This is a genomic window from Pseudomonas sp. FW305-3-2-15-C-LB1, assembly GCF_058787615.1.
In genome coordinates, this window is the sequence record NZ_JBYSZX010000001.1 from 304,959 (window position 1) to 326,621 (window position 21,663).

Consider the following 21,663-nt stretch of genomic DNA (forward strand, 5'->3'; position numbering starts at 1 on the left):
TCCTTGCCACTGTTGTCAGGGTACGGCAGACCTAAAGTGGGCAGGGGCTTGCCCCCGATGGCAGTGGACCGGTCAACACATCTGGTGACTGGCGCACCGCTATCGGGAGCAAGCTCCCTCCCACATCTGATCTGTATCACCTGGGAGAGATCAGTTCGCCAGGCGCGCACCGCTGAGGCTGCCACTCAATTCATACGCCACCAGTTCCGCCTGGTGCGCCGCCAGAATCTCCGGCAGCGAGCCGCGCAGGTATTCCACCCAGGTCTTGATTTTCGCATCCAGGTATTGGCGCGAGGGATAGATGGCGTACAGGTTCAATTCCTGGGAACGGTAGTTGGGCATGACCCGCACCAGGGTGCCGTTGCGCAGGCCCTCGATGGCCGCGTACACCGGCAACAGGCCAATGCCCATGCCGCTGGTGATCGCGGTTTTCATCGCGTCGGCCGAATTCACCAGGAACGGCGAGGTATTGATCGCCACGCTTTCCTGGCCTTCGGGGCCGTTGAAGGTCCACTTGTCGAGCTGGATCACCGGGCTGACCAGGCGCAGGCAGGCATGGTTGAGCAGGTCATTGGGGCGATGGGCGCAGCCCTTGGCCTTGACGTAATCCGGCGAGGCACAGGCGATGCTGTAGGTGATGCCCAGGCGCTGGGACACGAAGCCCGAGTCCGGCAGTTCGCTGGCCAGCACGATGGACACATCATAGCCTTCGTCGAGCAGGTCCGGCACACGGTTGGCCAGGGTCAGGTCGAAGGTCACGTCCGGATGGGTGCGGCGATAGCGAGCGATGGCGTCGATGACGAAATGCTGGCCGATGCCGGTCATGGTGTGCACTTTCAATTGCCCGGCGGGGCGCGCATGGGCGTCACTGGCCTCGGCTTCGGCTTCTTCGACATAGGCCAGGATCTGTTCGCAGCGCAACAGGTAACGTTTACCCGCCTCGGTCAGTGCAATGCGCCGAGTGGTGCGGTTCAACAAGCGGGTTTGCAGATGGGCCTCAAGGTTGGAGACCGCGCGCGACACATTGGCAGTGGTGGTATCCAGTTGCACCGCGGCGGCGGTGAAGCTGCCGGCTTCGGCCACGCAACTGAAGGCGCGCATGTTTTGCAAAGTGTCCATGGAGTGTTCTCAAGGGAGATGCCAAATTGTGACATGAAGTTGCGCGCAGGTGTGTATCCGCTGGGCGCTGTCCCCTCCCGACGTGGGTGGCGAAGAGTCAGGACAACGTCCAGGCCTCACTGACTTTCGCCCTATAGTGCGGCATGTATTCCTGTAGCAAGTGATTGAATGCCGCCTGTGCGCGGGCGCGGTTTTCACCGGTAGGTACGTCGAGGGCGGCGTGGGCGCGCTGTATCAGGGTTTCGGCGGCCCGGGCGAGTACCGGACTGATGCGTTTGAGTGCGTCAATCTCCGCGGTCAGCGACGTACCGTGGGCCTGCCGGCCCAGGGTGTCGAGCAATGCATGAAAGTCATCGGCGTGCCGCTCTACGTAATCGTCCCAGCCCGGCTTCTCATCGGGGTTTTCCAGGTAGCGGAGGGCGATTGGCAGCAGATGATCCAGTGAGTCGCTGCCTAACCGGTCTTTGTGCAAGGTTTGCCGGGTGCGCAACGACTGCGCCTCGATGACGCTGAACTGTTCAACCTGTTGCGGCAGTACCAGATTGCGGTCTTTGTCCTCCGTATGACGGGTATAGAGCATCACCGGTTGGCCGTGCTTTATCTTTACCAGCACTTGGGTGGACCACGGTCTGGCGGGATCAGGCAGCGATTCGCTGATCGAGCGGACCAGGTGTCCCCAGCCGAATGTCTGCTCGCCAATGGTATCAAGTGCTTGGTCCAGCATTTCCTTGACGACTTGCCGGGATTCTAAAGGGGCAATATCGATTGTCAGGTAATCACCGCTCAGGTGCGGGTCATCGAGCTTGCGTTGGCTGACTTCAATGGTCACGCCTTTGCCCGCCCCGCCCTGTGACGAGGCCGCTACCCCGGCAGAGAAACTCTGTATCTGGGCGATGGCGGTCAGCTTGTAGACTTTCAGCGCATCGGGGCGCAGCTGAGCAGGGTGACGCTGGATCAGCGTGTACATTTCATTCTCCAGCGGCCTATCGATGCGCGACTGTGCCTTGAGCAGTACATAGCGCTCCAGCAATGATTGGGCCTGTTTGTTGCTGGCGTGGCGGGTGGCGTTCAGCTCGGACGCTGGCACGGGTGTGCAGACCTGCCGGGTGAATTGTTTGCTGGTGGCGTCTATGTGGTTTTTCATGTCGGCCAACAGTGCCAGGGGGTCGTCGTTGTAGTGCTTGTGCGAGGCCAGGCGACGATGCGCCAACTCCGGCGCCGTTTCATACAGGCTCAGGATATCCAGGGTGATGTGGCGGTGAGTGCGTTGCAGGGTTGGCTTTATCGTGGTTTTCACCTGCAGAGCACTGAAGACATTCACCGTCGACTTGTTATGGGCCGTCAACGCGAAGCCGCGTTCGGTGATCACCGGTTGGGACGTGTTTCTCACGCTGGGCAGCTCAACATCGGTCAGGCCTGCGTCGGCCAATGCCGCCCTGACATAGGGTTGGCTCAGCGCTGAGTAGGCCAGGTGTTTCTGCAGGTTGTAGCTATCACGCAACAAGCTGGGCAGGTTCTTCACAGTGCGACGGATACTCTCGCTTAGCGAGGTGCGAACGGAATGGCTGCGCGCATCGGCGTACTGTTCCAGGTTTTCGTATTCGCGAGCCGAAACATAGCCGATACCGAGTTGGCTGTGGGTCTGGAACAGCTTCTCGATCGATGACTTCAACTGTGCCTGCAGGCTGATGGCGCGCGTGCTTCTGATGCGCTGGTCGGCGCAGACCTCCAGGCGGGAGTCGGCTGCCAGCTGCGGCCCGGCACGCGTCTGTTGCGTTGGTTCCAATGCAACGTTGTAGCCGATATGACGGTGGTTGCTGCGTTCGCCGCCATTGCGGACATAGGCGAGTGCCGGTAATAACTTTTGCGTCAGGCGCAGATGTTTGCCAGCACTGACGGCTGCCCGGAACTGCCATTTGAGGGCTCGACACAGTGCATAGTCGGCCTCGATGTCCGGGTCCCTGGAGGTGCGGTGCCGGCGAAGCAGGTGTTCGGCCTTTTTGAAAAACGCGTAAAAGTCCGGTAATGCCTCTACCGACACCTCAAGGCTCGGCTCTCGGCTGGACAGCTTGTGGTGAAGCGCCTCTATTGACGCTCGATCGCGATGATCGTCTGCAAGCGGGATCAGCTTTTCCAGGACGCTGTCCGCAATCCAGCACACATCACGCTCCAGGGGGCGCATGCCGGGTTGCAGTGGTGCTGGCGAGAGGTGTAGCTGCCTGCGCAGAACGTCAGCGGTCTGTTGTGCAGGGGCGGATATGGCTGCTTCGAAAGGGCGTGCGTTGAGGACTGAAAACATTCGGGCACTCCAGAGGGTGGAATGCTCGTTAGTGTGCTTGCTGGCAGCGCACCGCGCTGTAGGGAGAATGTCCCTGTGCCGGGATAAATAGCCCTACATCCTTGGAGCCAGCTCGGATTATCGTCTGAACGGTAACAAAGATTCACAGGAATGCCAGCTTATCGTTCCCCATGCCGCCCCCTAGAATTGCGCCACCTCTCCCCGCAACACCCTCTCAGGAATTCACAGCAGTGCCGCGTCGCATCAGCAGAGAGCTCAAGACTCTCAGTGTTTGGGCTTTATCGTTCGCAATCAGCGGCTGCATCGGAACCGGAGGAGTAGCCCCTCAAGGCCAGTCCCTCAACGCCAATAACCTGGCTACCGACGACGCCATCCAGAGCGCCGCGCAAGACGCCCACTGGCCCACCGCACACTGGTGGCAAGCCTACGGCGATCCCCAACTGAACCGCTGGGTCGCCCTCGCTACCGAAAACAGCCCAAGCATGGTCATGGCCGTTGCACGGGTGCGTGAAGCACGGGCCATGGCGGGGGTTGCCGAGTCGGCCGAGTCGTTGCAGATCAATAGCGACACTACCCTCAAGCGTCACAATTGGCCGAAGGATCAATTCTACGGGCCGGGCGAGCTGAGCGGTGCCAACACATGGGATAACAATGCGTCCCTGGGCCTGAGCTACGCCCTCGACCTGTGGGGCCGTGAAAGCAATGCCAGCGAACGTGCCGTCGACCTGGCGCACATGAGCGCCGCCGAAGCGCGCCAGGCCCAGCTCGAATTGCAGAACAACGTGGTGCGCGCCTATATCCAGCTGTCGTTGCAGTACGCCAATCGCGATATCGTCGCGGCCACCTTGGCGCAACAGCAGCAGATTCTCGACCTGGCCAACAAACGCCTGAACGCCGGGATCGGCACCCACTTTGATGTCAGCCAGGCCGAAACGCCGTTGCCGGAAACCCATCGCCAACTGGACGCCCTGGACGAAGAGATCGCCCTGAGCCGCAACCAACTCGCAGCGCTGGCGGGCAAGGGGCCGGGGGAGGGCGCGACATTGCAACGCCCGACCCTGTCTCTCGCCGCGCCCCTGAAACTGCCGTCGCGACTGCCTGCGCAATTGCTCGGCCAACGCCCGGACGTGGTCGCCAGCCGCTGGCAAGTTGCGGCCCAGGCCCGTGGCATCGACGTGGCCCACGCCGGTTTTTATCCCAACGTGGACCTGGTCGGCAGCCTCGGCTACATGGCCACCGGTGGCGGCATGCTGGAGTTCCTGGCGGGCAAGAAATTCAACTACAACGTCGGTCCGGCGATCACCTTGCCAATCTTCGACGGCGGGCGCCTGCGTGCGCAATTGGGTGAAGCCAGCGCCGGTTATGACATCGCGGTCGCCAAGTACAACCAGACCCTGGTCAACGCGCTCAAAGGCATCAGCGACCAGTTGATCCGTCGCGAGTCCATGGACAAACAAGCGTCCTTCGCCGCGCAGTCGGTGGCCTCGGCGCAGAAAACCTACGACATCGCGATGATCGCCTACCAGCGCGGCCTCACCGACTACCTCAATGTGCTGAATGCGCAGACGTTGCTGTTCCGCCAGCAACAGGTGCAGCAACAGGTGCAGGCCGCCCGCCTGAGTGCCCATGCCGAACTGGTCACCGCCCTGGGCGGCGGCCTCGGTGCTGGCAGCGACGTACCGCAAGACGCCAAGACCCTCCCGAGCAAGACCCCGACGGCACTGGCCGTGTTCGATCACTGAGTAGGATTTGATGACTCCCTTGCCTGCACCGCTGCGCTGGCTGCATGCCCTTGAGTGGCGCCGTGGTTTTTTCGACTGGGTACGCAGCGATGGCGTGACCTGGGTGTATATCTTCAAGGTGCTGGCCGCCGCGTTCCTCACGCTGTGGTTGGCCATGCGCCTGGAGTTGCCGCAACCGCGTACGGCGATGATCACCGTGTTTATCGTGATGCAGCCTCAGAGCGGCCAGGTATTTGCCAAGAGCTTCTATCGCTTCCTCGGCACTCTGGCGGGGTCGGCGGTGATGGTGCTGCTGATCGCCTTGTTTGCGCAGAACACCGAGTTGTTCCTTGGTGCCTTGGCGATCTGGGTGGGCATGTGCACCGCTGGTGCCACGCGCAATCGTAACTTTCGTGCCTATGGTTTCGTGCTGGCCGGCTACACGGCGGCGATGGTCGGCCTGCCTGCGCTGGCGCATCCGGACGGTGCTTTCATGGCAGCGGTGTGGCGGGTGCTGGAAATCTCCCTGGGGATTCTGTGCGCCACGCTGGTCAGCGCCGCGATCCTGCCGCAAACCTCCAGCGCCGCCATGCGCAATGCCTTGTACCAGCGCTTTGGGGTGTTCGCGCTGTTCGTCACCGATGGCCTGCGCGGGCGCAGCCAGCGTGAAGGGTTCGAGGCCAGCAACGTGCGCTTCATCGCCGAAGCCGTGGGCCTGGAAGGGCTGCGCAGTGTCACGGTGTTTGAAGACCCGCACATGCGCCGGCGCAATGGTCGGCTCAGTCGCCTCAACAGCGAGTTCATGAGCCTTACCACGCGCTTCAATGCCTTGCACCAGTTGCTCGAGCGCCTGCGCAGCGATGCCGCCGACCATGTTGTCGCGGCCATCAAACCCGGCCTGCAAGACCTCGCCGAAGTGCTCGATGGTTTTTCTGGCCGTGCGCTCACCAGCCCTGACGCGGCGCGCCTGGTCAATCAACTGAGTGCCTACAAGGACAGCTTGCCCGCCAAGGTCCGTAGCCTGCGCGCGGCCTTTCAGGAAGGCGATCCCACCGAAGCCGAGCAGCTGGATTTCCACACCGCCTACGAGTTGCTCTACCGTTTCGTCGACGACCTGCACAACTACGCGCAAACCCACGCGTCCCTGGCCGATCACAGCCATGCGCGCGAGCAGTGGGACGAAACCTTTATCCCGAAGACCAACTGGTTGGCTTGCGTCGCCTCGGGGATTCGCGCGTCGTTTATCTTGATTGTGCTCGGCAGTTACTGGGTCGCCACCGCCTGGCCCAGCGGTGCGACCATGACCCTGATCGCCGCCGCCACCGTGGGCCTGTCCGCCGCCACGCCGAACCCGAAGCGCATGGCGTTCCAGATGGCCTGCGGCACGTTGCTCGGTGCGTTGGTGGGCTTTGTCGAAATGTTCTTCGTGTTCCCCTGGATCGACGGTTTCCCGCTGCTGTGCGTGATGCTCGCGCCGGTGATCATCTTCGGCGCGTTTCTCGCTTCACGTCCGCAATACGCGGGTGTCGGGGTAGGCCTGTTGATCTTCTTCAGCACCGGTTCGGTGCCGGATAACCTAACGGTCTACAACCCCTACACCTTTATCAACGACTACATCGCCATGGTCATCGGCATGCTGGTGTGCGCGGCGGCGGGGGCGATCATCCTGCCGCCCAACAGCCGCTGGTTGTGGCGCCGCCTGGAGCAGGACCTGCGCGAACAGGTGGTGTATGCGATCAGCGGCAAGCTCAAGGGCCTGGCCTCGAGTTTTGAAAGCCGCACCCGCGACCTGCTGCACCAGGCCTACGGCCTCGCCGTCGGCCAGCCGCAAGTGCAGCGCGACCTGCTGCGCTGGATGTTCGTGGTGCTGGAAGTCGGTCACGCGATCATTGAGCTGCGCAAGGAACAGGCGATCCTTCCGGTGCACCCGGCGTACGCCGAGTCCCAGCCGTGGCGCCAGGCGATCCGCGTGATGGGCCGCTCGCTGGTGCGGCTGTTCCTGCAACCCAGCGCGAGCAACCTGGAGCGCGGCCTCATCGCCGTCGACCATGCGATCAGCCGCGTACAGGCTACCGACGAACCCTTCGCCCCGCACTTCGACACGTCGGCCCTGCGCCGGGTGAAAAGCTACCTGCACTTTATCCGCACTTCATTGCTCGACCCGCAATCGCCACTCGCTGCCTTTAAAGGAGCTGCGCATGCCCCGTGAAATCGCCTTCCATGGCATCTATATGCCGACCATGACCCTGATGTTCCTGATCGCGGCGGGGCTGGCCTGGGGTGTGGATCGCTTCCTGGCCGGGTTCGACCTGTACCGTTTTTTCTGGCACCCGGCGTTGCTGCGCCTGAGCCTGTTCGTCTGCCTGTTCGGCGCCCTGGCGCTGAGCGTCTACCGTTGAGAATGCCCCGATGAAAAAGTTTTTCAGCCTGCTCGCGACCTTGCTGGTACTGGCCCTGGCGATCTGGATTGGCCGCACGTTGTGGGTGCATTACATGGAAACCCCGTGGACCCGCGACGGCCGTGTGCGAGCCGACATCATCAACGTGGCGGCCGACGTCACCGGCGAAGTGGTCGACGTGCCGGTGCGTGACAATCAGCTTGTCAAAAAAGGCGACCTGCTGATGCAGATCGATCCCGAGCACTACCGCATTGCGGTCAAGCAGGCGCAATCGCTGGTCGCGTCGCGCAAAGCCACCTGGGAAATGCGCAAGGTCAACGCCCATCGCCGGGCGGACCTGGATGCGCTGGTGATTTCGAAAGAAAACCGTGACGACGCCAGCAACATCGCCGACTCCGCCTTGGCCGATTACCAGCATGCGTTGGCGCAACTGGAAGCCGCCGAACTCAACCTGAAACGCACCCGGGTGCTGGCGGCGGTGGACGGCTATGTCACCAACCTCAACGTGCACCGAGGCGACTACGCACGCATCGGCGAAGCGAAGATGGCGGTGGTGGATATGAATTCGTTCTGGGTCTACGGCTTCTTCGAAGAAACCAAACTGCCCCATGTGAAGGTCGGCGACAAAGCCGATATGCAGTTGATGAGCGGCGAGACCTTAAAGGGCCATGTAGAAAGCATCTCGCGCGGCATCTACGACCGCGACAATCCCGAGAGCCGCGAGTTGATTGCCGATGTGAACCCGACCTTCAACTGGGTGCGCCTGGCCCAGCGGGTGCCGGTGCGGATTCATATCGATGAAGTGCCGCAGGGGGTGTTGTTGGCGGCGGGGATTACGTGCACGGTGATTGTGCGGGAGTTGTCGGGAGGTTGAGGTCGGCTATTGGCGGAGTGCGTTGGCCCGCACTTCGCGTCGCCGTCTGACCCGCATTATGCTGACGTATCGGCGGTGATTTCGTGTATTGAGCATCAGCAGGCAGACCAGAGATTGAAACAAGGGAAACAGTGCAAACATAGAAACCGGGTGGCTCCCCAGGTAGTCTGCCGCAAGCAATGCATTCAGGGCTGCGGTGCACACAAGTAGTGGCGGCCCTGAGCGTAACCCTCGTACCACCAGGGCTAATCCCATGCACATTACCAGCACCAATATCAGGCTCGCTGCTATCGCGTATTCGCTGGGGAGATAGTTGATTCGGGTGTAATACGACAGGCTGTGTGACAGGTTGCCTGAACTGCTGACCAAGTTCATGGACACTGCAGTTCCCACCGTGAAAGCGAAACGCTTGGTGTCACTGCGCAATGTCCCCGGTGCTGGGATCGGGCCGTTTTTAGTGCTCATGGCTGTCGAACTCCTCATAGAGAGTGATGATGAGGTGGTTGATGTTTCCTGATAGAACGCTGCTGGCTACCGCAAGCGGGGGTAGGTGGCGGGGATTACTTGCACGGTGATTGTGCGGAAGTTGCCGGGTGGTTGAGGTCGGCTATTGAAGGAGTGCGTTGGCCCTCACTTTGCGACGGCGTTTCACTCTCAAGATGCTGGTAAAACGGCGATGTTTTTTTGAGTTGAGAACCAAGATGTAAAGCAGAGCCGAGAATAGCGGCAATAGGTTGAGCAATGTCACAGCGTGGCTGCCCAGATAGGCGATCGAGAGCAAGATATTCGCGATGATCACAGTTACAAGTACTCGAGATGCATGACGGGATCCTTCCCACAACATCGCTTGGCCCACGTAGAAGATCAAGCAGAGTGCTACGCCGGTTCCGAAAGAATACTCGGTCGATAGGTGATAGAGCGCTGCGTAGTACGAGAGGCTATGCGCCATGTTGCCGGCAATCGTATTCAAGCAAAGCAGTAAGGCGCCACCCCATACCGGTAAAAAACGGTACGCATAACGGCGCCAAATTAAATACTCCCGGAAGGGGTCGACGCTATATTTCATGGCTGTCGAACTCCTCGTAGAGTGCAACGATCACGTGATTGACGTTTCCGGATAGAGTGCTGCCCGTGACAGCCAAAGTGGCGCCGATTTGGTCTTGGATCTGAGTCATGATGCTTAGGCGTATCTGGGAATTGCTGAAGCGTCTGGGCAACTGCCCAGACAACTGTTTCAGGCGAACCATTGCACTGGGGTGATGAGGGTTTTTCAGGCGTAATACTTCGCTGGTTAGCTTTGCGCGTTCCTGACGACTCATATGCCTCAAGACATCAGTGACTTCGCGCCCCGTCGAATGTTTGATCGCCATAATCGTTTTTACCGTGGCAAACGTAGTGCTTCCCGCACCGACGAGTGAGATTCCGTCTAGAGCGACGGTCATTGCCTGGTACCAACCTAACGAGTCGTAGTAGTCGTTCTCGGCGGGGTTGACGAACTCATTGTAGGTCCGCCATAGACTGTTGAGGCATTGCACGCCGCTTGCAGCCGTGCCGGCCAAAGCAACGTAGGACAAAGCAAGACTGGTACCTGCGCTGAACGGTGCCGCCGCGATTCCTGCCTTCGCAATTATGATGCCTATTACAGCCCCGCCGCAGGAACTCACGACTCCCGATGCTTCTTTCCACACCTGCGACTCACGCGGTGAACTGGCCGCCAGCTGCGCATATTCTTCTGCCGTCCTGACCGGCCCCGTCATTTCCCGCAACATCACGCGCTTGGGCCTGATACTGCACAGCGGCACAAACTCACGCAGTACCGTCACCTGATAATCACTGCCGATATGCACCACTGCGGCCCCGACGATGGCCGGGTCGGCGTCTATGGTTCGATAGAGCTTGGGCAGGTCCAGCAGACTGGTCAGCCGCTGGCGAGTAGTGGTATGCGCTTGCGGCACACCACTTTGCAGAAAATCCCTGGGCATCCTTTCACCTGTGAGTCGACAGAGGTGAAAGAGCCTGGGGATTGTTTCCTTGTAATGATGTCAGGCCGTTCGCTGTTTTTTGTAGGACGCGGCCTGGTAATTATCTCACTGCGCTATGAAGGTCTCGTGCAAATGCCGCCACAACAGCACGCCACTGGCCTGCTTCTCAAACACCACGGTAGCGCGGCGATCCGTCTGCGTGCCGCTGGCATCCACCTGATGTTCGCGGTAAGTCACCGTCGCCCCACGAGCATGCCGGTCGATCCCGGCCATCTCGCTCAAGGTGATCTTCAACCCCGGGCGCATGCCGCCCAGACGCGTGAACAGTGCATTGACCCCGGCGGCATTTACCCGTGCGCCGGTAGCGGGGGCGATCATGCTGAACTCCGGCGAAAAGCGGGCGAGCAACGTCTGCAAGGTACCTTCGGGTGCGACACCGGCAAACCATTGTTCGATCTCGACGTGGGTCTGGATCACTTCTTCAAAAAAATCGCTGTAGTCAATCATCGGTCGGGCTCGCTGGCAGGGTGAAGCAGTGCACGTAGCCTGGACGCATCCAGGCGCAGCACCGCAAAAAGAGGCAGCAGGGTCAGGGCTGCCGCCATCGTGAAGGTTATGGCGAAGGAATCCAAGGCTGACAACAGCGCACTCAGTGCAGCGGCGCCCAGGCAGAAGCTGACTTGTCGATTGATATTCCACAAGGCGCTGGCGTGACCCATGCGTTCAGCGGGGATGTCGAGAAAGGCCAGGGTCTGCGCGGTGCTGCTGCACAGGCTGCCGCCCAACCCCATCAACAAATAGGCTGGAATGATCAGTGCAGGGCCATTCAGCAACAGGATGCCCAGGCATTGCAGCAGCATGCCCGCCAACAACAACGGCTTCGGACCACAGCGGTTGAACAGTTTTTTGCTGAGCAAAATCGCCAGTGCCGACGCCAGTGCCCACGGCAGCATCAAGGCGCCGGTCTGTGTGGCGTCGTACCCGAGGCCGCGAAGATAGAGTATGGCGATGAGGCTGGTACCGATGAACACGCCGGGGATGCACAGGTAGATCAGCATCGCGGTGCGCAGCATTGGGCTGCGCATCTGTTGGAAAATACTGCCCACGTCCAGTGGCACACGACGGCTCGACGGCCTGTCAGGTTTTATCCATAGAACGGTCAGCAGCAGGGTCATCAACGCCAGTGGCAGATTGGCGTAGAAGATCCAGCGCCACGACACGTTGTCGACAATCAAACCACCCAGAGCCGGAGACAGCGCCGGCACCAGCAATGCCACCGACATCACTCGCGCTGTCAGTTGGCTGCGTTCAGCCGCCGGGAAATGCCGGTAAGCCATGGCCTGCCCGACGGGAATCAGCAAGCCACCGCCCAGCCCTTGCAGGGCACGCCAGCCGATCAGTGTTTCAATCGAACTCGCCTGGCCCACCATCACCGATGCCCCGGCGAACAGCAACAGGCTTGCCGCGATCAGCGTTCGCTCCCCCATCACCGCAGCCAACCAGACACTGAGCGGAATGATCACGGTCAGGCCGATCAGATAGGCATTGCTGATCCAGGCCAGTTGCGTGACCGAGGCGTGCAGTTCGCGGGCAATGTCCGGGTAGGCGACGGTGGCGACAAACATGTTTACCAGGTCCAGGGCGAAGCCCAGCAAAAAGATCCAGGCGACTTTCGAGCGGTAGGTCATGAACGCAATCCTGCGAATGAAGCGGGCAGGGTAGGCCGCACACAACATTTGGGCTACGCCGGTTTGCCTGCTAGTTTGTCAAAAATATTTTGACAAAGAGACCTCCAACCCATGGTCAGCCTGGACCGATTCGACACCTTCAAGGCCGTGGTCGAGGCCGGCTCTCTCACCGCTGCCGCTGACCTGTTGGGCCAGACTCGCGCCGTGGTCAGCTTCAACCTCAAGCGCCTGGAGGCGGAACTGGGCGTTACTCTGTTGACCCGCAACACCCGCCAACTGGCGCTGACCGATGCCGGCGAACGCTTCTACGTGCGTTGCACGCGCATGCTCGAAGAAGCTCGATTGGCGGTGGAGGAAGCCCGCTCGGAGCATGCCCAACTCAAAGGCACGTTGCGCATCACCACCACCATCGAATACGCGTTGGCCGTGGTCGCGCCGGCGGTCGAAGCCTTCCGCCGCCTGCATCCGGACCTGGACATTCACTTGTCCACTTCCTCGACCCATGCCGACCTGATCTCCGAACGTTTCGACGTGGCGATTCGACTGGGCCGCCTGCTCGATTCCAATCACCGCGCGGTGCAATTGTCCACCTTCGAGGTGTTTGTCGTGGCGGCACCGGAGTTCGCCGGGGTTGACACGCTGGAGGCATTGGAGCCGTTGCCCAAATTGGCACATGGCCGTCTGACTGAGTTAAGCCTGACCGACCCCGAAGGTGGCCAACATCAGTACCGTCCCGGCAATGCCTCGCTGGTGGCCGATAGCGCGGCGGTCCTGCAAGCCTTTGCCGTGCGCGGGCATGGCGTGGCAGTGTTGCCGCAGTGGTTGGTGCAGGACGATCTGAACAGCGGGAGGTTGGTGCGCCTGTTGCCGGACCATCGCTTCGCTCCGCAAGGGGTCTATGCGATGTATCCGGACACTCGGCATTTGCCGCTCAAGGTGCGGGCATTTATTGATTTCATGAAGGGCTAGAGTGAGCCCGCCAGACCAAAACGCTTCTTCAGCACCCTCTCCAACAACCCCTTGGGCAACAGCGCCGCCATCAACGGCAACGCGCGGCTGCCGTTGCCCGAACGCAGCAGGCGCGGCGGTTGCGACTGTTGCACGGCCTTGAGTACGTCCGCCGCAAACTCATTGGCGGGTGTCGGCTTGTCCTGCGACGCCTGGCTGCGTGCGCGAATACCTTCGCGCAATGGCCACCACGGCGATTGCTCGTTGATCAACAATTCGGCCTGGGCACCGGCGTTTTTTGCGAAGCTGGTATTGATCGCACCGGGCTGCACTTCCATGACCCGCACGCCAAACGGCGCGAGTTCCATGCGCAGTGCGTCGCTCAGGGCATGTACGGCCGCTTTGGATGCGCAGTAGGCGCCCGCAAACGGCGTCACCAGCACCCCGGACACGCTGCCGATATTCACCACCAGGCCTTTGCGTTTGCGCAGCGCCGGAAAAAACGCCTGGGTCACGCCGATGATGGAAAACACATTGGTTTCGAATTGGCGTTGCAGCGCCTGGGTGCCGCCATCAAGCAGTGGGCCCATGGCGCCGTAACCGGCGTTGTTGATCAGCACGTCCAGCTCGCCCACATGGCTGGCCAGTGTTAGCAGGGCGGCGTTGTCGTTGACGTCCAGCAGCACGGCGTGAAAACCGGCGTTGTTGAGGGCGATAACGTCGGCTTCGCGGCGAGCGCTGGCGAGCACTTCGAAGCCTGCTGCCTTGAAAGCGTCAGCCATGGCGCGGCCGATGCCGCTGGAGCAACCAGTGATGAGTACGTTGGGCATGGGGCGGTCCTTGGCGGTGTCGCTGTCTTTGTGGAGAGGCACCCTACCGTAGCTGTGGTGCAAATTGAAACATGTACATTTCGCGGGAAACGAGCGTGAACCTGTCAACTTTCACAGGTTCACCATCGTGTGAAATGGCTTATGTTTAATCCAGTCTCACTCGGGCAACAGGGGCAAACTGGATGTGAAAGCCAAAGATAAGAAATCCACGACAGCGAAACCACCAACAACGTCTAAATCGAAAGCCAAACCCAAGACCGGCGCGAAAGCACCGCAAGTCAAGCCGGTCTTCAACACCCGTTTTTTAAAAGGCCTGGTGACTGACGCAGCCTCAAAAAAACCAGGAAAGGCAAGGTCAGTTGCAAATTGTCTTATCTCACGTGGATAACGACGACGGCCAATTCACCGGCGATGACGAGCGCTATCTCCCCTTCGAACCCACTGGCTCGGTCTCCCGTTGGCGCCTGGCATTTACCGAGCAAAATCCGCAGATACGTGAGCGGCACATCGAATCGCTGCAAGACATCATCCTCCACCTGAGTTACACCGCTAAACTCGGCCAGGAGTAGCCCTCATGAACCATGACGACTCACTGAACATCATTCCACCCAGCCTGCCGAAGGGCGGTGGCGCGATTCGAAGTCTTGGGGATGGTTTGGGTGCCGTAGGCGCGAGGGGAACGGCGTCATATGCGTTGCCCTTGCCTATTTCCCCTGGACGCGGCCTTGCGCCGGACCTTGCGTTGAGCTATCGCAGCGATGCGGGCAACAGCGACTTCGGTATGGGCTGGAGCAAGACGGTTAATGCCATCAGTCGGCGCACATCCCAAGGCGTACCTACCTACACCGATGAGGACTTGGTTCTCGGCCCCGACGGCGAAGTGTTGATGCCGGAACGGGATGACCGCGATGGACAACTAGTCCAGAGGACCGAAACCCATTACCGCGGGCTAGACGTCGGCAGTCACCAGGTGACACGTTACTGGCCCCGCATCGAAGGCGCATTTGCCTTGATTGAGCGCTGGACCTCAAACGCCGATCAGACCATGTTCTGGCTGGTGCATACGGCAGACGGCAGCCTTCACATTTACGGTAAGACCGCGGACTCACGGTTGGCTTGTCCTGATGATGAGACAAACGTAGCCGCTTGGTTGATTCATGAAAAAGTTAACCCCGCTGGCGAGCACGTGGCCTATGAATATAAACGTGACACCGACGCGCCAGGCCCCGACCAGCCCCGTGATGGCCGTGCCCAGCGTTACTTGAGCGCGGTGCATTACGGTAATGCCCAGGGACATAGGCACCTTTATGCCTGGAAAGTTGCTGGCTGGGCCAATGTGCAGTGGCACTTTCATCTGGTGTTTGACTACGGGGAGCGGCCCCGTGGGATCGAGGCGGTCCCAGCCTATGCTGGAACAGAACATTGGACTGCACGGACGGATGCCTACTCCGACTACCGCTATGGCTTCGGACTGTGGACGCAACGCTTGTGCCACCAAGTCCTGATGTTTCACAGCTTTGCGGAACTCGGACCTGAGCCGGTCCTGGTACAACGTTTGCTACTCGAGTACCACACTACCGCCCTGGGCTACAGCCACTTGAGCGCAGCCCATTCCCAGGCGTGTGACGGTAATGGCGTGCTTCATAGCCGCCCCCCTATTGAGTTTACTTATCAGGCGTTCTCCCCGGTTGAAGATGTGACGGGGTTCCAACCTTTCGATGCGATGCCCGGCTTGAACGATGGTGATCGCTACCATCTGTTCGATCTGCTGAGCGAAGGCATGGCAGGCATTCTCTATCGCAGCGACAAAAGCTGGTATTACCGCTCGCCCAAACGGGCCGAGGCTCCGACCCATCCCGATGAGGTGGTTTATGACGAGTGGCGTGAGCTCGAACGCATTCCCGTCGCCGATAGCACAAAACCTGTGCGGCAATTCCTGGCGGACATCACGGGTGATGGCACTCCGGATTGGATCATCGCCAAGCCGGGTTGGAGCGGCTTTTTCACCTACCGGCCGGATGGCCGCTGGGATCAGTTCATCTCGCTGAAGGCACTGCCCAATGAGTTCTTTCATCCTCAGGCGCAACTGGCGGACCTGATGGGCGCAGGGCTGCAGGACCTGGCAATGATCGGTCCACACAGCGTGCGCCTTTATGCGAGCGGTCGCGCAGAAGGATATCGAGCCGCCCAGGAAGTGGCGCACAGTATCGACGATGACTGCCTGCCGCTATTCAGTCGCGCGAATGACCGACTGGTGGCGTTCTGTGACGTGCTGGGTTCCGGCCAGCAGCATCTTGTTGAAGTGCGCCATGATCAGCTCAAATGCTGGCCTAACCTGGGGCGTGGGCGTTTCGGCAAGGGTTTTGTGTGGTGCAAGTTACCCTTCACCTACGATGAGTTCGACGCGTCACAGGTGCTGCTCGCCGATTTCGACGGCTCTGGTGCTGTCGACCTGGTGTTATTGCGGCCGAACTGTGCGCTGATCTATATGAACCGTGGTGGCAACGGTTTTGATGAAGTCCCCCTGTGCCTGCCTTGGCCACCCGGTGTGAACTATGACCGATTTTGCCAAGTCAGCGCCGCGGACCTGCAAGGGCAGGGGTATTCGAGCCTGGTGCTGACCGTGCCCCATATGAGCCCTCGGCACTGGCGCTATGACCTGGTTCACGCCAAGCCGTACCTGTTGTGTGGCACCAACAATAACCTCGGTGCTGCCGCAACTGTCGTGTACCGCAGTTCGGCCCAGGAGTGGTTGGATGAAAAACAATACCTCCAGGCCCGCGAACAACCAGCGGTGTGCCACCTGCCATTTGCGCTGCCCTTGGTCAGCGTCCAAATACAGCATGATGAAATCACCGGCAACCAATTGACCCAGCGGTTCAGCTATCGAAAGGCCTTCTACGAAGGCGTCGAGCGTGAGTTTCATGGGTTCGCCTTGCAGCTGTCGAGCGACTGCGAAGAGCAGGCAAATGGGCAGCGCGAGGAGGGTTACAGCGCGCCGGTGTTGCGCAAAACCTGGTATCACGTCGGTGACACCGTGGACCCACCCACCCAGGACTACTTCGACGGGGATAGTGACGCTATCGATTTGAAGGGTACGCTCTACAGCTATTATCACGAGGCGGACGACTGCGATCAGTTGGTCGTCCCCGATGCCAAGGAACAGGAACAAATGTGCAATGCACTGGTTGGGCAGGTGCTGCGCAGTGAACTCTTTGACTTTGGTGACGAGGACGGCACGCCGTATTCCGTCGAGCAGCATCGCTACCTGCTGCGCAGGCTGCAGCGTCCCACCGGTGGAAAACATGCCCCCTATCATGTGCTGCACGTATTACCGGTTGAAATCATCACCTATCGCTACGAGCGCAAAAGCGCCGACCCTGTGTGTCAGAAGACCTTGAATTTGCACTGGGATGCTGTCGGCAATCCGACCGACAGCGTTACCGTCGAATACGCCCGGCGTCTCACTGCTCGGAGTGATCCGGCGTGCCAATTGGACCCTCACACGCTTGCGCCGCAAAAACGCTGGTGGTGCGACACCCATGATGATGCACAGCAGCGTTACTACCTGACGCAGACCCTTGCGCGATTCATCAACCTGACCGAGCCCGACGCCTGGCGCTTGGGCCTGCCGTATTTGCAACGCACCGATGCGATGGTGCTGGTCAAGGGCGCTGGCCCCAAAGGCCTGATGCCGCAAGACATTACCTACGAATACTTTACGTCCGCCAGCGCCGACAACCCGCTCAATGACAGCATCCAGCGCCAGCTGGTCGGGCAATCGCTGCAGCGTTATCGCAAGCTTCCCGGTAACACGCCATGGCCCGACGGCCAGGCCGGTTTCGAGGCTTTGCCGGACTATGTGGAGAGGGCTGAGCTCGATAAACCCGCGCTCCAGGCGTATGACCTGCTCAAGAATGAACACGGCGATATGCCGTTTGACCTGGCGGCACGCCTGACCGAGATCGGCTACCGCCGCATGCCCTGGCTGCTCGGCCCGCAATTGGAACCGGAGCCGCTTTGGTCGATCAGGCGGGGCTTCTACACCTATGCCCCATTGTCCGACTTTCATCAGGTCTTGACGGTGCAGCAGACCCAGGCCCACGGCGTGACGTTACTGGGCTATGACCCTCACCGATGCCTGAACACGTCGGTGACCTTGCCTGATGGCTGTAAGACTCAGGTCGAGAAAATTGATTACCGCTTGATGCAACCTGCCCGCATCCTCGACCCCAATCAAAATAGCCAGGAAGTCCTACATGGCGCTTTCGGACAGGTGCTGGCTACCAGCTTTTACGGTGTGGAGCGCGGTGAGGCCGTGGGATTCGACCCCGTTGACAATTATCAACGGCCACAGGACGACAGCCCCGCCCACGCGATCGAGGCGCCGGAGCAAGCACTGCAAGGTGCCGCCACCGCTTATTTCGAAAACCCGTTCAGTTGGATGGGCCGCATACCCGAAGTTGACCGGTCGGACTTGGCCTGGCTTGACGAGTGCGTTAAGCAAGGCGACCTGTTGCCCAGTGGCCACATACGCGCTGGCGCGCATGCGCTTTTACCGACGCAAGACTTGACGCCTGCACGCCAGCGCCTGCGTGCGCTCCTGGTGAACGTGCAGCGCGAACCGGTGCATGGTGTGCTCCTCCTGGCGGATAATGATCCGACTGCCCCTGACCGGCAGATTCGCATGACGATCCGCTGTTGGGATGGATTCGGCCGTCCATTGCAAACCAAGCATAAGGTGGACGATGGCTATGCGTACCAGGTGCAGTCGGACGGCACCCTGGCGCTGGACTCCGAGGGCAAGCCGATTACGCTGCCGGATGTGCCGCGCTGGCGCGTCAGCGAGCGGGTCGAGTACAACAACAAGGGGCTTGCGGTGAGGGTGTATCGGCCGTACTTTGCCTCGAATTGGCATTGCATCAACGACGCCAGCTCCAGCCTGCACGGCTACTACGATACACAGCTCTACGACCCGTTGGGGCGGCCGACGAATACTATTCTTGCCAAGGAAGGCCATCTGCGGCGTCAGACTTTCCGTTGCTGGTACACCATCAGGGAGGATGAAAACGACACGTATGAAGAAACCCGAGCAGCCAGGGCGTACGCGGATGTCACGCCATTATTCAATCCCCAGGTGCACACGCATACGCCTGACCTGACGGCGATTGAACCGCGCGGCCTGGCCTGCCGCGCAGTTGCCTATTGCCGCAGCGATCCGCAGGGGGCGGCAGACCTGAGAGTCACACGCACGCTTTACAACAAGGCAGGCCAGGCAACTGCCCAATGGGACCCCCGCTTGCATTTACTGCATGAAGGCGACCCTACGGTGCCGGCAAACCTGACAACTGTTTACTCCTTGGGCGGCCAGGTGCTGAGTACCCAAAGCGTCGACGCTGGGTGGCGTGTCCACGTGTTTGGTGAAGCCGGGCAAAACGTGTATTCGCAGGATGGGCGGGGTACGCAGCGCGAGGTCGAATTTGATGAGTTGATACGACCGTTGGCAGTGGTTGAGCAAGGCTTGTGCACGGAGCGCTTTACCTATGCGCGTGCAGAGCCAGTCCATGCCGACAGTAACCTATGCGGGCAGGTCATCCGGCAGGATGACACTGCGGGCACTCGCCATTTCAACGAGTACGCGATGGGCGGTACCGTATTGGATCATGTGCAGCATTTCCTGAAGACCCTGGATATGCCGGACTGGCCGAAATCCTTGCACCTGCGCAATGCCTTGTTGGAGCCTGGCGAGGGGTTGCGCACTCAGGTTTACCTCGATGCACTCGGCGGGGTGCTGCAAAAGATCGATGTGGCAGGTAATCACCAGGGCTTCCGCTACACGGTCGACGGCCAATTGCGTGAGGCGTGGCTCAGGCTCAAGGGGGCGTCAGCGCAAACGACTCTGGTGAGCGCCATTGTCTACGATGCGCACGGCAAGATAGAACGCAAAACCCTGGGCAATGGTGTGGTCAGGCAGTTTGATTACTGTCCTCTAGACGGTCGATTACGCCAGCTGTCCAGTTATCGCGGCAGTGGCGCGCTCTTGCAGGACCTTCATTACGAGTATGAACCGGCGGGTAACGTTGTCAGAATTAAGGACACGACGCTAGCGGTGCGGTTTTTTAACAATCAGCGTATCGATCCGATCAGTTGCTACCACCACGACAGCATCGGTCAATTGGTCAGGGCAACTGGCTTTGAAGCGGGCAGTCTTCGCCAAGGGCCGAATCACGTGGCCGACCCCCTCGCAATAGCCAAATACTGTCAGACGTACCGCTATGACAGGGGCGGCAATTTGCTGGAGTTGATCCACCAAGGGCCACAAAGCCATGGGCGGATTTTGAAGGCGGCTCCCTTCAGCAATCGCTGCTTGCCTGAAAGTCAGGGTGTGTCGCTGACCCAAGCTGATTTCGACGACGAGTTTGACCCCAATGGCAACCTACTCAGGCTGGAGGGCCGACCGCTGAATTGGGATCAGCGTAACCAATTGCTCCACGTAGAGCCGGTGGTGCGCGAATCCACCGACAATGACAGTGAGCATTACGTCTACGACTCAGAAGGTAAGCGTCGGCGCAAAGTGCGCATTGCCCATACCAATGCGCGTGCTGTCACCCAGGAAACACGCTATTTACCGGATTTGGAGATCCGTAATGTGCACGGCAATGTGTTGCATGTGATCACTGTGGGTGAAGTGCAGGTGCTGCACTGGGAAACAGCGCGACCCAAGCGAGTGGCAAATGATCAGTACCGCTACAACCTGGATGATCATTTGCGATCATGGGCCGTAGAGCTGGATGGTATGGCGAAGGTCGTCAGTCGCGAAAGTTACCATCCGTTTGGCACTACAGCTCTTTGGGAGCGTGGTGATTCCAGTGAAGAGAGTTATCGTACGCTGGGTTACGTGGGCAAGGAGTGCGATGCGACGGGGCTTTACTACTTCAAGCGACGCTATTACTTACCTTGGCAACAGCGATGGTTGAGCCCGGACCCCGAATTGATGATTGACGGGCCCAACCTCTACCGGATGGTCGGAAACAACCCTGTCAATCTTATTGACGATGATGGCTTGAAAGGGAAAAGAGCCCAGGACGAACAATCTTCGGCTTCGTCCTCGAAGCGACCCAGGTTGGACAACCAGGCAGGGCCTTCGTCCCAGGTGACCAGCGTCCCACCCCGAGTCAGGGCCCGACATCCAGATTCGGAAGGAGAATCGGAAAGTGAGGATCCGGATATTTTCTATCGTGCGCTGCGCAAGGATGAAACCAGGCTTAAACTCAGGGGGCTTCGACCGCCGATCGGGCATGACAAGTTCACCAGTTCGTATGAACATGTTCGAAGAGGCACGAGGGCCCTGCTCAAGTCCAGATGGATCTCAGGCACGCGCTCTCTCAAAGTGGCGGGCATATGGGCTGCCGAGGGAAGCAAGAGGGTCGTGAAGTTTCGCAGGCCGGCTGAGAGCACTACCTTTGATCTGACCACTGAACAGGGGCGCGCGGCGATGCAGCAGGAGCATGCAGATGCACCGGGCTCAAAGCCGATTGGAGGTGAATTAAACATGGTGATGAATTTTGCTAAAGGCTCGCAGGAGGTATTGATTGACTCCTACGTCGAGCCCGAAGCGATCCTGGAGGTGTATGAAGCCACTCTCATCAGTGAGAAAGAGCGTCTTGAATGGGTAAAGAATAATCCAGGGCCGAGTGCGGAACAAAAAGTTATTCGCACGCGCTCAACTGTGGACTCGCCGCATAAAAGCGTGTTGCTCAAACGGATCAATCCGGCCTGAATCTGATTCACTTGTCCCCGTGG

15 protein-coding genes are annotated in these 21,663 nt (G+C 59.7%); 7 read left to right on the plus strand and 8 right to left on the minus strand.

Going from position 1 to position 21,663, the window contains the following annotated elements:
- Window positions 1-150 precede the first annotated feature (150 nt).
- A complete protein-coding gene (locus tag AC3WP7_RS01510; RefSeq protein ID WP_058422937.1) occupies window positions 151-1,119 on the minus strand; it encodes a LysR family transcriptional regulator in 969 nt (322 codons plus the stop codon).
- Window positions 1,120-1,216: 97 nt separating this feature from the next.
- Window positions 1,217-3,418, minus strand: a complete 2,202-nt coding sequence (locus AC3WP7_RS01515; RefSeq protein WP_146012680.1) for a hypothetical protein — start codon at window positions 3,416-3,418, stop codon at window positions 1,217-1,219.
- A gap of 230 nt (window positions 3,419-3,648) precedes the next feature.
- On the opposite strand from AC3WP7_RS01515, the gene AC3WP7_RS01520 reads away from it, so the two are divergent.
- Genes AC3WP7_RS01520 through AC3WP7_RS01535 form a run of 4 tightly spaced genes read left to right on the plus strand, consistent with a single transcriptional unit; the run spans window position 3,649 to window position 8,412 of the window.
- Window positions 3,649-5,160 carry an efflux transporter outer membrane subunit gene (locus AC3WP7_RS01520; RefSeq protein WP_093512431.1) on the plus strand — a complete coding sequence of 504 codons (1,512 nt, stop codon included), beginning with the start codon at window positions 3,649-3,651 and terminating at the stop codon, window positions 5,158-5,160.
- Between the two features lie 10 nt (window positions 5,161-5,170).
- Window positions 5,171-7,348 carry an FUSC family protein gene (locus AC3WP7_RS01525; protein ID WP_102591599.1) on the plus strand — a complete coding sequence of 726 codons (2,178 nt, stop codon included), beginning with the start codon at window positions 5,171-5,173 and terminating at the stop codon, window positions 7,346-7,348.
- On the plus strand, window positions 7,338-7,538 hold the full coding sequence (locus tag AC3WP7_RS01530) for a DUF1656 domain-containing protein (RefSeq protein ID WP_071488550.1): 201 nt from the start codon (window positions 7,338-7,340) through the stop codon (window positions 7,536-7,538). Before AC3WP7_RS01525 ends, AC3WP7_RS01530 begins: the two co-directional genes overlap by 11 nt.
- Window positions 7,539-7,548: 10 nt before the next feature.
- On the plus strand, window positions 7,549-8,412 hold the full coding sequence (locus tag AC3WP7_RS01535; protein ID WP_071488551.1) for an efflux RND transporter periplasmic adaptor subunit: 864 nt from the start codon (window positions 7,549-7,551) through the stop codon (window positions 8,410-8,412).
- A 6-nt stretch (window positions 8,413-8,418) separates the two neighbouring features.
- Here the strand turns inward: AC3WP7_RS01535 and AC3WP7_RS01540 are convergent, their stop codons facing one another.
- The 5 genes from AC3WP7_RS01540 to AC3WP7_RS01560 all read right to left on the minus strand — a co-directional run bounded on the left by AC3WP7_RS01540 (window position 8,419) and on the right by AC3WP7_RS01560 (window position 12,082).
- Complete coding sequence (locus AC3WP7_RS01540) at window positions 8,419-8,877, minus strand: hypothetical protein (RefSeq protein WP_256579909.1); 459 nt, start codon at window positions 8,875-8,877, stop codon at window positions 8,419-8,421.
- A gap of 142 nt (window positions 8,878-9,019) precedes the next feature.
- Window positions 9,020-9,478: a hypothetical protein gene (locus AC3WP7_RS01545; RefSeq protein WP_093512427.1), complete on the minus strand. Its 459-nt coding sequence runs from the start codon at window positions 9,476-9,478 to the stop codon at window positions 9,020-9,022.
- The gene (ssp4, locus tag AC3WP7_RS01550) at window positions 9,468-10,394 is read right to left on the minus strand and encodes an Ssp4 family T6SS effector (RefSeq protein WP_093512425.1); all 927 of its coding nucleotides are present in this window, start codon (window positions 10,392-10,394) and stop codon (window positions 9,468-9,470) included. Before ssp4 ends, AC3WP7_RS01545 begins: the two co-directional genes overlap by 11 nt.
- 105 nt (window positions 10,395-10,499) lie before the next feature.
- Window positions 10,500-10,901, minus strand: a complete 402-nt coding sequence (locus AC3WP7_RS01555) for a DUF4440 domain-containing protein (RefSeq protein WP_092240819.1) — start codon at window positions 10,899-10,901, stop codon at window positions 10,500-10,502.
- Complete coding sequence (locus AC3WP7_RS01560) at window positions 10,898-12,082, minus strand: MFS transporter (RefSeq protein ID WP_102591598.1); 1,185 nt, start codon at window positions 12,080-12,082, stop codon at window positions 10,898-10,900. The genes AC3WP7_RS01555 and AC3WP7_RS01560 overlap by 4 nt, the downstream gene beginning before the upstream one ends.
- A gap of 111 nt (window positions 12,083-12,193) precedes the next feature.
- Here AC3WP7_RS01560 and AC3WP7_RS01565 point away from each other — a divergent pair, with 111 nt between their 5' ends.
- On the plus strand, window positions 12,194-13,051 hold the full coding sequence (locus AC3WP7_RS01565; protein ID WP_092240823.1) for a LysR family transcriptional regulator: 858 nt from the start codon (window positions 12,194-12,196) through the stop codon (window positions 13,049-13,051).
- On the opposite strand, the gene AC3WP7_RS01570 is transcribed toward AC3WP7_RS01565, so the two are convergent.
- A complete protein-coding gene (locus tag AC3WP7_RS01570; RefSeq protein ID WP_092240825.1) occupies window positions 13,048-13,860 on the minus strand; it encodes an SDR family oxidoreductase in 813 nt (270 codons plus the stop codon). The genes AC3WP7_RS01565 and AC3WP7_RS01570 overlap by 4 nt on opposite strands.
- Window positions 13,861-14,180: 320 nt before the next feature.
- Here AC3WP7_RS01570 and AC3WP7_RS01575 point away from each other — a divergent pair, with 320 nt between their 5' ends.
- Together AC3WP7_RS01575 and AC3WP7_RS01580 are read left to right on the plus strand one after the other, a co-directional pair.
- The gene (locus AC3WP7_RS01575) at window positions 14,181-14,429 is read left to right on the plus strand and encodes a Tc toxin subunit A-related protein (protein ID WP_256572933.1); all 249 of its coding nucleotides are present in this window, start codon (window positions 14,181-14,183) and stop codon (window positions 14,427-14,429) included.
- A gap of 5 nt (window positions 14,430-14,434) precedes the next feature.
- Window positions 14,435-21,640 (plus strand): SpvB/TcaC N-terminal domain-containing protein, encoded by a 7,206-nt coding sequence (locus AC3WP7_RS01580; protein ID WP_102591597.1) that lies wholly within the window; start codon window positions 14,435-14,437, stop codon window positions 21,638-21,640.
- Window positions 21,641-21,663 lie beyond the last annotated feature (23 nt).